Source organism: Bacillus sp. YBsi01 (assembly GCF_038406745.1).
Classification (GTDB): domain Bacteria; phylum Bacillota; class Bacilli; order Bacillales; family Bacillaceae; genus Bacillus; species Bacillus siamensis.
Map to the genome: position 1 here is coordinate 2,643,605 of NZ_CP151679.1, position 12,450 is coordinate 2,656,054.

The 12,450-nt window shown below is 48.2% G+C and carries 10 protein-coding genes; 2 read left to right on the forward strand and 8 right to left on the reverse strand.

The features are described from left to right. Positions 1 to 2 precede the first annotated feature (2 nt). Positions 3 to 275 (forward strand): hypothetical protein, encoded by a 273-nt coding sequence (locus tag AADZ70_RS13270; RefSeq protein ID WP_342007158.1) that lies wholly within the window; start codon positions 3 to 5, stop codon positions 273 to 275. A gap of 68 nt (positions 276 to 343) precedes the next feature. Here AADZ70_RS13270 and AADZ70_RS13275 read toward each other — a convergent pair whose 3' ends face one another. From AADZ70_RS13275 to AADZ70_RS13310, 8 genes are all read right to left on the reverse strand, one after another. After that, positions 344 to 2,068 carry an ABC transporter ATP-binding protein gene (locus tag AADZ70_RS13275; protein WP_016937609.1) on the reverse strand — a complete coding sequence of 575 codons (1,725 nt, stop codon included), beginning with the start codon at positions 2,066 to 2,068 and terminating at the stop codon, positions 344 to 346. Positions 2,069 to 2,148: 80 nt separating this feature from the next. After that, positions 2,149 to 3,651: a cardiolipin synthase gene (gene cls / locus AADZ70_RS13280; protein ID WP_342007159.1), complete on the reverse strand. Its 1,503-nt coding sequence runs from the start codon at positions 3,649 to 3,651 to the stop codon at positions 2,149 to 2,151. A 95-nt stretch (positions 3,652 to 3,746) separates the two neighbouring features. Continuing rightward, positions 3,747 to 4,376 (reverse strand): YitT family protein, encoded by a 630-nt coding sequence (locus tag AADZ70_RS13285; RefSeq protein ID WP_342007160.1) that lies wholly within the window; start codon positions 4,374 to 4,376, stop codon positions 3,747 to 3,749. Positions 4,377 to 4,514: 138 nt separating this feature from the next. Then, positions 4,515 to 5,186, reverse strand: coding sequence for a respiratory nitrate reductase subunit gamma (narI, locus tag AADZ70_RS13290; protein ID WP_016937606.1), 672 nt, complete (start codon positions 5,184 to 5,186; stop codon positions 4,515 to 4,517). Beyond that, positions 5,183 to 5,740, reverse strand: a complete 558-nt coding sequence (narJ, locus tag AADZ70_RS13295) for a nitrate reductase molybdenum cofactor assembly chaperone (RefSeq protein WP_342007161.1) — start codon at positions 5,738 to 5,740, stop codon at positions 5,183 to 5,185. Before narJ ends, narI begins: the two co-directional genes overlap by 4 nt. Positions 5,741 to 5,765: 25 nt before the next feature. Beyond that, on the reverse strand, positions 5,766 to 7,229 hold the full coding sequence (gene narH / locus AADZ70_RS13300) for a nitrate reductase subunit beta (RefSeq protein WP_327814771.1): 1,464 nt from the start codon (positions 7,227 to 7,229) through the stop codon (positions 5,766 to 5,768). Then, positions 7,219 to 10,905 (reverse strand): nitrate reductase subunit alpha, encoded by a 3,687-nt coding sequence (locus tag AADZ70_RS13305; protein WP_342007162.1) that lies wholly within the window; start codon positions 10,903 to 10,905, stop codon positions 7,219 to 7,221. Before AADZ70_RS13305 ends, narH begins: the two co-directional genes overlap by 11 nt. 179 nt (positions 10,906 to 11,084) lie before the next feature. Next, complete coding sequence (locus tag AADZ70_RS13310) at positions 11,085 to 11,561, reverse strand: Crp/Fnr family transcriptional regulator (protein WP_342007163.1); 477 nt, start codon at positions 11,559 to 11,561, stop codon at positions 11,085 to 11,087. A 143-nt stretch (positions 11,562 to 11,704) separates the two neighbouring features. Between AADZ70_RS13310 and AADZ70_RS13315 the strand changes: the two genes are divergently transcribed. After that, positions 11,705 to 12,424, forward strand: a complete 720-nt coding sequence (locus tag AADZ70_RS13315) for a YwiC-like family protein (protein ID WP_342007164.1) — start codon at positions 11,705 to 11,707, stop codon at positions 12,422 to 12,424. Positions 12,425 to 12,450 lie beyond the last annotated feature (26 nt).

A 12,450-nucleotide genomic window follows, 5' to 3' on the forward strand; every position in this document is an offset into this window, starting at 1 on the left:
ACATGAAAAACATTACATCTTTGAAAATAGCCGCTAAGAAGTTCACTTTACGAAATATGCTTCAGCTTTATCAGCTTTGCCACACGGGAGGCCACGAGCTGTATATCTACTCTAAAAAAATGATGTGCAAAATCAAAGACATCATCGAACTGGAAACGTTCAGAATGGCGCATAAAGAACAAGAATATTTAATTGTAGTGGAAGGAAAGAAAGCGGTGCAGCTCATTGACCGTTTCAAACATATCATCGAACCTGCGCATAAAGAAGCCCATTAAATACGGACTACATAAAAAAGGATAGACAGGAGGCGCCTCGGCCCCCGTTCGTCTATCCTTTTTCTATATTAATGAATCAGTTCGCCGAATTGCGCCTGATGGAGTCTTTGGTACATGCCGCCGGATGCCAGAAGTTCCTTGTGGTGCCCTTGTTCGGCGATGCCTTCTTTCGTGACGACGACGATCCGGTCCGCATCCTTAACCGTAGCCAGCCGATGGGCGATTACAAGTGTCGTGCGGCCTTCAGAAAGTTCCTGCAGAGACTTTTGAATGGCGGCTTCTGTCTCTGTATCGAGAGCCGATGTAGCCTCATCCAAAATTAAGATCGGCGGGTTTTTCAAAAACATTCTGGCGATGGAAAGCCGCTGCTTCTGTCCGCCTGACAGCTTCACTCCGCGTTCGCCGATCACCGTGTCTAAACCGGCAGGATACCCGTTTACCAAATCCTCTAAATGCGCCTGGCGGACGGCCTGCCAGATTTCTTCCTCGGACGCGTCCAGCCGTCCGTAAGCAATGTTTTCCCGCAATGTGCCGGAAAACAGAAAGACATCCTGCTGGACGACGCCGATTTGTCCGCGCAGAGATGACAGCGTCATGTCTTTAATATCAATTCCGTCTATGGAAATCGCGCCTTCAGACGGTTCATAAAAACGCGGCAGCAGACTTGTCAGCGTTGATTTCCCCGCTCCCGAAGGCCCGACAAATGCAACCGTCTCCCCCGCTTGAATGGACAAATTAATACCGGACAGCACCGGATTGTTTTCTTCATAGCCGAATGACACATGATCATAGCGGATATTCCCTTTTAAACCCGACACATGTTTCGCATTCGGGGCATCCTTGATGTCAGGCTCCGTTTCCAGAATTTCCATAAAGCTTTTAAAACCGGCAATGCCTCGCGGGTACATCTCAATAATCGCGTTGATTTTATCAATCGGACGGAAGAGAACGTTTGTCAACAGCACGAAAGCGACGAATTCCCCGTAGGATAATGATCCGCGGATGACAAACCATGTGCCGCACAACAGGACGAACAGCGTGACGAATCTTGTCAGCATGTAACTGATTGAGCCGTTTTTCGCCATGATTTTATATGACGTCAGCTTTGTTTTGCGGAAACGCTGATTGTTCACGTCAAACCGCTGCTGTTCAAACGCTTCATTACTGAAAGCCTGGACAAGGCGGATGCCGCCGATATTGTTTTCGACCCTCGCGCTGAAATCCCCGACGTCTTTGTTCAGTTTTGTAAATGCAGAGGTCATTTTTTTATTGAAATATAAAGCGAGCCAAATGACGACCGGCATGATGATAAACGTCAACAGCGCGAGCTGCCAGTTAATGAACAGCATGACGCCGAACGCGCCCAAAATCGTCATGATGGCGATAAACAGATCTTCGGGCCCGTGGTGGGCGGTTTCTCCGATATACATCAAATCATTGGTGAGCTTGGACATTAAACTGCCCGTTTTGTTGTTATCGTAAAATTTGAAGGAAAGCTTTTGCAGATGGTCAAAAAGCTTTTTCCGCATATCGGTTTCAATGTTAATGCCGAGCATATGGCCCCAATACGTCACAACATACTGAAGTGCCGAGCTGAGGGCGTAGACCCCAAATAAAGCAGCGGAAGTCAAAATAATCAGACTCCAATCCCGGCCCGGGAGCAATGTATCGATAAAGTAATTGACAATCAGAGGAAAACTCAGCTCCATTAATCCGCCGGCAATGGCAGAAAAGAAGTCGAGAAAAAACAGCTTTTTGTACGGTTTATAATAAGAAAAAAATTGTCGCAGCACGATTCCGTCCTCCTTGTGCCTCGTTCCTAATGATAATATTTCTCAATTATACTATACACAAGGAGTTTTAAAAGCGTTTTTTATAAAACGCCGGAAAATAACCGCGCGAAGGATTCCTTCGTTCTTTCCCATAATGTGCGCTTATAGAAACGGACGGGGCTGATTTTCTCAGACTCTCTCATATCCTCCAGATAATGCGCTTCAAGATCTTTGATCGCCTTTTGATCTGTAAAAAAGACATTGACTTCAAAGTTCAGCTGAAAGCTTCTCATGTCCATATTCGCCGTCCCGACAGAAGCGAGGTTTCCGTCAGTGATGAGCACCTTTTGATGCATAAAGCCTTTTTGATAGGAATAGACTTCGATTCCTTCGCGAAGAAGCTCGGGGAAATACGATCTCGTCGCGTACTGGGTTAAAAACCCGTCATTGGTTTCCGGCACCATAACACGCACCTCTACGCCTCTGGCAGCTGCCTCCTTTAACGCTGTGCGGATCGGCTCATTCGGTACGAAATAAGGCGTCGCAATCCATACAGACGATTCGGCTGCCGCAATCATGGCATAATACAGATCGCTCATCCGCTCCTTCATATCAGGGCCTGTCGGAACGACTTGATAGATGCCGCCGCTTTCTGCAGGGACCGGGCAGCTGTATGCTTTCTGATCAATCAGCACCTCATCCGAAACGTATTCCCAATCAAGCATAAAAATGCTGTGGAGCGTCTGAACAATTTCTCCTTCGACTTTCATATGGGTGTCACGCCAAAAACCGACATTTCTGTCTTTGCTGATATATTCCTTGCCGACATTCAGCCCGCCGACAAAACCGGTTTTCCCGTCAACGATCACGATCTTGCGGTGATTTCGGAAATTGAATTTCTGGTTGAAAAAGCCGTATTTCAGCGGCAGAAACGGGACGATATTCACACCCGCATGTTTCAGTTTTTTAATGTCTTTTCCGGCCAGCTTCAAGCTGCCGGCCGCGTCGAACAAAAACCGCACTTCCACGCCTTCACGGGCTTTTTCCATCATAATCTCCATCATCTTGTGCCCGAGCATGTCTGATTTGAACATGTAATACTCAATATGTATAAATGACGTTGCTGCCCGAAGCGCCTCAAACAGCTCAGGGAATGTTTCATCCCCGTTTTTGAGCACCGTCAGCCTGCTTTTTGTATTGATATTCATATGAGCCGCTTTGATTGAATACTGAAAGAAACGCTTTTGATTTCCTTTCAATCCGGACAAGTCGGGAGTTTGCTCCATATCAAATATCGTCCTCAGCTTTTCCCGGTTATATGTCCGTTTCGACCTGAACAGCTTGCCTTTTTCATAAAGCTGGCCGGAAAAAAGGTAAAATAAGTACCCGGCGATCGGAAAAAAGACAAGAATGTGAATCCATAACAGCGTGTGCTGCGAGGTGCGGTTTTCTAGGATTAACGAATAAATGCTGAACAAAATAATGCTTGCATAGCAAAGCAATCCGCCGTAAAACTCAAGCCTGGAAACCGGAAAAAACCATATGACATATGCTCCGATAAGCATCATATATAAAAAGCAAAATTCCAGTCTCCTTTTCAGCATCCCGACTCTCCCCCATCTGATCCGATATCTCTGTATACCCTCTGTTTTCCGGCCTGTAAACATATGAAAAAGCCTCTCCGAACGAGCGGAAAGGCTTACGATGAGGCTTCCTGTGATTGCCCCGGCGTGAGGTTATGAAGCAAAACCGGCTTGAGGGAGCTGCTGTTTTTGATTTTATTTTTAAAAATGCCGATGATCAGGCCCGTGACCGCAATCGACACTAAGGAGAAGATCCCTCTCAGCAATCCGACGGAAAAAATGCCCGCCAGCACTACGCCAAAATCGAAAAGGAAATTAACAGCACCCGGATTCCATCCGCAGCGCTTTTGCAGAAATAAAGCGAGGATATTGGCGCCGCCGAGCGATGCCTGATGGTAAAACATGAGCGACAGGCCGAACCCGATCAGCGATCCTCCGCAAATCGCCCCGGCAAGCGGTGAAACAGAGAACGGCGGCAGCCAGTGATCTGCGCCTGTAAACATAGTCAGCACTGTGACTGCAAAAACGGTAGATAGAGTGAATTTAATGCCCATTCTGATGAGAGAAAATACATAAAATGGGATATTAATCAGAAAGAAGATAACGGCAAACGAGGATGGAAACAAATATGACAAGCTTAGTGACAGTCCGGCCGTGCCGCCGGTTAATATATGAGAATGTCTGAGTGTCAGGATGCCGGCGCTTGTCATGAGACAAGCAGCTACAATGAAGAAAACCCGCTTCATTCTTCACTCTCCTTTTTTGCATGTTATTTCACATCAAACATAACAGGAATCCCGGCCGCCCAGCCATTACATTGGCAGAAAATATCTTATATTTTTATTTTTTTCATCATAAAAATCCCCCTCTTGCAAGGGGGATTTTCATGAGCGTTTCCGATAAACAACATAGCTGCGGGTCAAATACTTGAGCGGCAGGCTGAACACATGAACCAATCTTGTAAACGGCCAGAGGATAAAAACAACATACCCAATGATGATATGAAACTTAAACCATAGCGGGACACTCTCCATCAAAGAAGCGTCAGGCCGGAACAAAACGATTTCCCTGAACCACGGCCCGACTGTCGCCCTGTAATCAAAGCCTTTCGAATCAATGTTGAGAAACGTGGCCGCAACGCCTGACAGCATCATGAACAGAAGCAGGATGAGCGTAAGGATATCCGATGGCGAGCTGGTTTTGCGGATTCTTTTGTCAAACAGCCTTCTGTACGTCAGGATCACTAGTCCGGTACATGCCGCAATCCCTGCCGGCAGTCCCGCGCCAATCGCTATTTTGTGATACATATGCTCTGAAATGCCAAGTGCAGTATACACGCCTTCCGGAATCAGAATTCCCATGACATGTCCGCCGACAACGAACAGCAGTCCCCAATGAAAAAGTGTGCTGCCCGCCGCGAGTTTTTTCTTTTCTAACAGCTCGCTTGATTTCGCCGTCCAGCCAAACTGGTCATGCTGATAGCGGTAAATATGCCCGCCGATAAAAATCGTCAATACAATGTACGGCATAATCCCCCACAGGATCCGCTCGCTCATGCCTGAACAGCCCCTTCTTCAATGCATTCACGCACGCCGAGAATGTCCAGCGCGGCCAGCAGGGCATGCAGGAGCACGGCGTATATGCTGTCATTTTTTTCGAGGCGGGATGCCAGCTCCCTCACATTGAACAGATATTTCTCAAACACGCTTCTCGCCGCTTCAGTCTCCGCAGCAGCCGCAAATTCCAGCATCAGCGGCAGGTAATCAGGCAGTTCTTTCTCTGTCGGCAGGAAACCGGATTGCTGGTATGCGTTCTTCAGCTGCAGCAGTTCAATCCCGCGCTCCCTTTGCTCGCCTGAGTTAAAGTAGGTGACGTACATATTCGTTTTTTTCCCGAAATCGAACGTATAGACATAGTGTTCAATCAGCGCTTCCGGAGAAAATCCGGCTGCCGCCTCTAAAAAGTGCAGCAGCTTCTCCCTGATTTTCCGGTTGCTGATTTCAACAATAAGAGACTTCCAATCAGGAAGCTCGGCTCTCCATTCTTCATCAGGATAAGAGAGAAGACAGGAAAGAGCAGAAAACGTAATTTGCCGGTCCATGGTGTTCATCTTGTTCCACCTCATTTATCAAAAGTTAGAAACAAGAGCCGGGGCCGCCTGAAAATGATAAGCCGCAGCTCCCTTGTTCAGCGTATAAATCAGACACTTCTTCCCGATGGCTGCTCGGGATCACAAAGCGGTCATCATATTTGGCGATCGCAAGTAGCCGGTACATGTCTTCAATTTTCTTTTCTGTTAAGCCGACACTGGAGATCAGTGCCGGGTCGATGATTTTATTCGTCTGGACTGCTCTCATATACTGGCGCATGACAGACATTTTCTTTAACGTTGACCGAATATGATCCGTATCACCAGCTGTTAATAGCTGCGCCAAATAGTCAATCGGAATTCTCATTTGGTCGATAGCCGGGAAAATATCTTCCGCTGTTTGCTGGCTGCCTTTTCCTTCAAAGAGATTCATAATCGGGCTCAGCGGCGGAATGTACCAAACCATCGGCAGTGTGCGGTACTCTGGATGAAGCGGCAGCGCAATCTTCCAATCGATGATCATTTTATAGATTGGCGATTGCTGCGCGGCCTCTATCCATTCAGCCGGGATGCCTTGTTCTTTTGCCAGTTTGGCAACCTCAGGATCATTCGGATCAAGAAAAACGTCCAATTGGGAATGGTAGAGATCCTTTTCATTTTCAACAGATGCCGCTTCCTCGACTTTGTCCGCGTCATACAGCATGACACCGAGATAGCGGATTCTGCCGACACATGTCTCGGAGCAGATGGTCGGCAGCCCCGCCTCTAAGCGCGGGAAGCAGAGTGTGCATTTTTCCGCTTTGTTCGTTTGCCAGTTAAAATAGACTTTTTTATAAGGACACGATGACACGCAATATCTCCATGAACGGCACGCGTTTTGATCCACGAGCACAATGCCATCTTCTTCGCGTTTGTACATGGCGCCGGACGGACAGGATGACACGCATGCCGGATTGATGCAGTGTTCGCAAATACGCGGCAGGTACATCATAAAGACCTCATCGAACTCCGTTTTGATCGATTCCTCCATTTTTTGAACGTTTGGATCTTCAAGCCCTGTAATGTGGCCGCCCGCGAGATCATCCTCCCAGTTCGGGCCCCATTCGATATTCATGAAATCCCCCGTCAGTGACGATTTCGGCCGTGCCACAGGCTGGTGTTTTTTCTGCGGACTGTTTGTTAATGTTTCATAATCATAGTTCCAAGGTTCATAGTAATCATCAATCGTCGGCTGATTCGGATTATAAAAAAGGCCTGCAAGCCGGTTTGTTTTCGGGCCGGATTTCAGTTCAAGCTTCCCTTTTTTCAATGTCCAGCCGCCTTTATATTTGCCCTGGTCCTCCCATTGCTTCGGGTAGCCGATGCCCGGCTTTGTTTCTACATTATTGAAGTACATATATTCCGCACCGGAACGGTTTGTCCACGTGTTTTTGCAGGTGACGCTGCATGTGTGGCAGCCGATACATTTATCCAAGTTCATGACCATCCCGATTTGCGCTTTAATCTTCAAGCCAATCGACCTCCTTTAGCTTGCGGATGACGACATTCAGGTCGCGCTGGTTCCCCGTCGGGCCGTAATAGTTAAAGCCGTAGCTGAGCTGGGCGTAGCCCCCGATCATCTGTGTCGGCTTGACGTGAATCCTTGTCGGGCTGTTATGGGTGCCGCCGCGGTTATTTGTCAGTTTTGTGCCGGGCACGTTGATATGGCGGTCTTGGGCATGGTGCATAAACGCCATTCCTTTAGGAATCCGGTGAGACAAAACCGCCCTCGCCACGACAACGCCGTTTCGGTTAAAGCATTCAATCCAATCGTTGTCTTTGATATCCGTATCCGCGGCGTCATCTTTATTCATCCACACGGTCGGCCCGCCGCGGAACAGCGTCAGCATCGGCAGGGAATCAAAATACATGCTGTGGACGGACCATTTATTATGCGGCGTCAAGTAATTAAGGACGATTTCTTTGCCCTCTTGGTCAGGCCGTTTGCTTAGAAACGGGCGATGCTGGAGGATCGGTTTAAATGTCGCCATCGTTTCACCGAATTCCATCATCAGTTCATGATCGACATAATAAGATTGTCTGCCGGTCAGTGTCCGCCACGGAATTAATTTTTCTACATTCGTCGTAAACGGCGAGTACCTGCGTCCCCCTTTTTCTGAGCCGGTAAAGGCCGGAGAGGTGATGACCGTTTTCGGCTGGGCTGTAATTTGTTCGAACGTAAAGCATTCTTCCTCCCGTTCTTCCGCCAGGTCTTTCAGCTCCAGATTGGTGACGTTTTCAAGTGATTCCCATGCTTTTACGGCGACTTTTCCATTGGAGGTGGACGACAGGGTTAAAATCGCTTCCGCCGCCTGCTTCGCTTCACTTATATTCGGACACCCCTTTGCGACGCTGTCCGAGGTGATTTCTCCAAGTCTCTTTTTGAGTGATTCATATTCATCGGCTATCGACCAGCTCATGCCTTTCGTTCCGCTCGGTTTTAAACCGGTGTAAGGCCCGAGCGCGGTCATTTTATGAAAGATGTGCTTGTAATCCCGTTCAACAACATGGATGTTCGGCATTGTTTTTCCCGGAATGGCTTCACATTCGCCTTTGCTCCAGTCATTGACTTTGCCGAACGGCTGGGCCAATTCCTGCATCGTGTCGTGGAGGAGCGGCGTTGCAACCACTTCTTTCACCGGCTCCATCTCGACTTCTTCCGCCAGATCGGAAACGGCTTTTGACAGTGCCTTGAAAATATCCCAGTCTGACTTCGATTCCCACGGTGCCGAGATCGCCGGAGCAAAAGGATGGATGAACGGATGCATATCCGTGCTGCTGAGATCGTGTTTTTCATACCATGTCGCCGCCGGCAGCACGATATCGGAATACAGCGCCGTACCCGCCATTCGAAAATCGAGATTGATTAATAAGTCGAGCTTCCCTTCCGGCGCCTGCTCCCGCCATTTAATTTCTTCAGGGCGGATGCTGTCGCTGTCGTCATTCATCAAACCGTTCGTCGTCCCCAGCAGATGCTTGAGAAAATATTCATGCCCTTTTCCTGAGCTTGAGATCAGATTGGCCCGCCATACGAAGAGATTCCTTGGGAAATTGGCTTCATTGTCAGGATCTTCAATCGCAAATTTCAGCTTTTTGTTTTGAAGCTGTGAGGCTATATACACACCAACGTCTTCAGGTGTCTCCGCCCCCGCTTTTTCAGCTTCTTTGTACAGGTCAATGCCGTTTTTATCGAAAGTCGGGTAGGACGGCAGCCACCCTAATCGCGCCGCCAGCACATTGTAATCGGCGTGATGCTTGTAGCGGGATGAAGAAGCGATCGGTGAAGCCAAGTCACTGATCGGCTGGTCTTCGTAACGCCACTGGTCTGTCGCAAAGTAGAAAAATGAGGTGCCGTTTTGCAGCTTAGGCACGCCTTCCCAGTCCTTTGCATTTGCGATCGTTTGCCACCCTTCAGCAGGACGGAGCTTTTCCTGACCGACATAATGAGCCCAGCCTCCGCCGTTTACGCCTTGTGCGCCTACCAATAAAACAAGATTTAACACCGCGCGGTAGATTGTGTCGGAATTGAACCAGTGGTTAATCCCCGCTCCGACGATAATCATGGACCGGCCGTCTGTATCAATCGCATTTTGAGCAAACTCCCTGGCAATCTGTATAACGGCTTCTCTTTTAATTCCTGTGATCTGTTCCTGCCAGGCAGGTGTAAACGGACGAGGATCATCATAGGATACAGCTGATTGTCCGCCGATACTCCGGTTCACGCCGTAATTGGCCAATATCAAGTCAAACACGGTCGTGACACACACCTCTTCGCCGTTCAGGTCCAATTTTTTAATAGGAAGATCCCGCTTGAGCACTTTGTTTCCGTCATTTGAAAAATACGGAATGCGCACCGAGCCGATTTCGTCCTCCATTCCAAGCACAGAGAGTCGGGGTTCAATCGGTTCCCCGGTGTCTTCATCGATCATATGCAGGTTCCATTTCTGCCGTCCGTCCCAGCGGGAACCCATTGTTCCTTGCGGTATGGCAAGAGCGCCTGTCTGATCATTCCAGACCGCAGGCTTCCATTGATCATGCTTTGTCTGCCGCCCGATGTCCTTCGCATGCAGAAACCGGCCCGCTGTGTATACACCGTTTTCTTTTGACAGAGTGACGAGGAATGGAAAATCCGTGTATTGCTTCGCATACTTGATAAACCGCTCCGTCTCTTGATTCACGTAAAATTCCTGCAAAATGACATGCCCCATTGCCATCGCAAGCGCCCCGTCAGTCCCTTGGCGGATACTGAGCCAGTCATCGGCGAACTTTGAGGATTCCGCAAAATCCGGACTGATCGAAATGACCTTAGCGCCTTTATAGCGGGCTTCCGCCAAAAAATGTGCGTCAGGCGTTCTCGTTAACGGAACGTTGGAACCCCATGTGATGATATAGCCTGAATTGTACCAATCACTGCTTTCCGGAACGTCCGTCTGGTCGCCCCAAATTTGCGGGGACGCCGGCGGAAGATCCGCATACCAGTCATAGAAACTGAGCATAGGGCCGCCGATTAAAGACATGAATCGCGAACCTGATGCGTGGCTGATCATGGACATCGCCGGAATCGGAGAAAAGCCGACATTCCGGTCAGGCCCGTATTTCATGACTGTATACAGCAGAGAGGCTGAAATCAGCTTCAGCACCTCAGACCATTCAGCGCGCACAAATCCGCCTTTCCCTCTTGCCTGTTTATAAGACTTCGCTTTTTCAGGATTTTCAACAATTGATTTCCAGGCATCAAGCGGATTTTGATGCGCCTGCAGTGCTTCCCGCCACAAATTGACCAGCACACCGCGCACGTACGGATATTTCACACGGAGCGGGCTGTAGATGTACCACGAAAAACTGGCGCCCCGCGGACAGCCTCTCGGTTCGAAATCAGGCATATCCGGGCCTGTTGATGGATAATTCAAGTTTTGTCCTTCCCACGTGACAATTCCGTTTTTCACGTAAATATTCCAGCTGCAAGAACCCGTGCAGTTGACGCCGTGGGTGGAGCGAACGACTTTGTCGTACTGCCATCTGTTTCTGTATACATTCTCCCAATCACGATCTTCGCTAGTGGTTTGGCTATGTTTATTTGAATGATGTTCGATAGGAGAAAAATAGTTTAATCTCCTGAACAGCGGACTCATTTTCTTTTTCTTCATGATCGTTCACTCCTTCCGAGTCAGGTGATGCTACGTACACTATAAACAGAGAGAGCGCATTTCCTTGTGAACTATGTCACACACTCTGCTTTTTTCACAAAACATTCACACAAAGGAGCAGGAAAGACGGCGGCGTTCATGGCAGGACGTTTTCTTTCAAAGAAAAAAACCGGTCCTCTTTAAGAACCGGGTTCAGCGTTTTCATCGCGTGATGTATGCAGATACCTCAAAAACAACTGATAGGAACAAAAGACATTTTGCTGAAGCATCGCCAAAAAATTCATTTGCAGCCGCGGATGGTAAGACATCATCTGCTTAAAAATGGAATATGGAATATGTAGTGCCAGAATGTCCGGTGAGGCATTGACTGAGATAAAAGGCGATAAAGAATGCCCGCCTTTTTCATCAATCGGAAACACATCGCCTTTTTCCCACAGCGCAACAGTTTGCGATCCTTCAGGCAGCCTGCTGTCCTTAAAACGGATACTGCCTTTTAATACAATATAAACGGATTGTGAATGAAGAAAGGATGGGGACTGATCAGATGAGCCGCTGATAAACGTCCCGTTTTTCAGCAAAGTTTCGACAATGGACAGGGGCACTTCGTTAAACATAGGAAGTTGTTTCAGAAATAATAAATAGTGACACTGATTCATAGGAAAGCCTCCTGTGCTATTGATAGCTTTAGTGTAGCCCGATTGAGCCCGCGCGGCAGTGATGTATTTCACAGCTTGTATGATGAATATCACTTATCAGGAGGATGCCTGCATTTATAATGACATATAAAAGGAGGATTTCGATGAAGGTGATGATTCCGAATCAGCACGGCGCATGGGCGATGCTGCTGATTCCGTTTTTACTCGGCATGGTCAAAGGAGGCCCGGTTTTTTGGCATATTCCGCTCTTTCTGGGCTGGCTTTTCCTTTACTTGGCGGTTTATCCCGTTTCGCTCGCCTTGAAAAAGAAACGGCTCAACCCCTATCAAAAGTGGATATCTATTTACGGTTTTCCGGCATGCTGCTTTTTGATCATTTCTATCTATCATAAACCGCAGCTCGTCTGGGTCGGCCTTTCTTTATTGCCGCTGTTTCTTATCCATATGCATTATGCCCGCCAAAAAAACGAACGGGCGCTCGTGAATGATATGGCAGGTGTTCTGTTCTTTTGTTCAGGCGGGCTTGCGAGCTGCTGGCTGGGGACGGGAACCCTTGACGGCTGGGCTTGGTTTATTCTCTCTCAATCTGCTTTATTTTTTATCGGAAGTTCCTTTTATGTGAAGTCGGTCATCCGGGAGAGAAAAAACAGAACATTTGCGTACTGTTCATGGGGATATCATTTGCTGCTCCCCTTTTTATCGTGTCTTCTCGGAGCAGGCTGGGCATTTCTCGCTTTTATCCCCAGCAGTTTGCGGGCGTGGTTTTTTCACGGGAGAAATTGGCCCGCGAAAACGATCGGCATTCTGGAAATCTCAAATGCCGGCTTCTTTTTCGCCGTCATGTGTATATGTATCACAAATTGAAAAACAAGGACACCGGCTGTCCTTGT

What these genes read in the sequence shown, in the direction of transcription:
- narI (WP_016937606.1), bottom strand. Translation starts at nt 5,186, where the DNA reads ATGAGCGAGCGGATCCTGTGGGGGATTATGCCGTACATTGTATTGACG.
- cls (WP_342007159.1), bottom strand. Translation starts at nt 3,651, where the DNA reads ATGCTGAAAAGGAGACTGGAATTTTGCTTTTTATATATGATGCTTATC.
- AADZ70_RS13315 (WP_342007164.1), top strand. Translation starts at nt 11,705, where the DNA reads ATGAAGGTGATGATTCCGAATCAGCACGGCGCATGGGCGATGCTGCTG.
- AADZ70_RS13310 (WP_342007163.1), bottom strand. Translation starts at nt 11,561, where the DNA reads ATGAATCAGTGTCACTATTTATTATTTCTGAAACAACTTCCTATGTTT.
- AADZ70_RS13270 (WP_342007158.1), top strand. Translation starts at nt 3, where the DNA reads ATGAAAAACATTACATCTTTGAAAATAGCCGCTAAGAAGTTCACTTTA.
- AADZ70_RS13305 (WP_342007162.1), bottom strand. Translation starts at nt 10,905, where the DNA reads ATGAAGAAAAAGAAAATGAGTCCGCTGTTCAGGAGATTAAACTATTTT.
- narJ (WP_342007161.1), bottom strand. Translation starts at nt 5,740, where the DNA reads ATGAACACCATGGACCGGCAAATTACGTTTTCTGCTCTTTCCTGTCTT.
- AADZ70_RS13285 (WP_342007160.1), bottom strand. Translation starts at nt 4,376, where the DNA reads ATGAAGCGGGTTTTCTTCATTGTAGCTGCTTGTCTCATGACAAGCGCC.